Here is a 356-nt window from a genome sequence, read left to right as displayed (position 1 = left end):
CGGTACTTCTCCGCCGGCCGCGGCAGAAACTCACCCGAGGACGGGTCCGTGAGGACCCGGAACCATTCCTCACTCTTCCCGGCGATCTCACGGGCCATCTGCGCGGGAATCGGGGTGCCGTCCTCCAGGACACCGGGGGCGTCGTCCCCACCGACCAGGGTCAGGAAGGGAACGAGGACGTTCAACCGGAACCTCGCCTCCGGGACGGTGATGCCACCGGTGTCGATCTGCGCCGCGTGGGCGAGGTGGTAGCGGATCAGGTTCAACGACAGGGGCATGCCCTCGTTCTCGACCTGCTGGTCCGGATCCAAGGGAATCTGCGTGCCCTCGATGAGGGCGTGGCGCTGGGCGTTCTG

1 pseudogene is annotated in these 356 nt (G+C 67.4%); it reads right to left on the bottom strand.

The features are described from left to right. Positions 1-356, bottom strand: a pseudogene (locus FHG10_RS18100) (HNH endonuclease signature motif containing protein); the annotation flags it as partial.

It is taken from the genome of Brachybacterium subflavum (genome assembly GCF_009299795.1).
Classification (GTDB): domain Bacteria; phylum Actinomycetota; class Actinomycetes; order Actinomycetales; family Dermabacteraceae; genus Brachybacterium; species Brachybacterium subflavum.
This window is presented reverse-complemented; position numbering and strand designations above follow the sequence as displayed.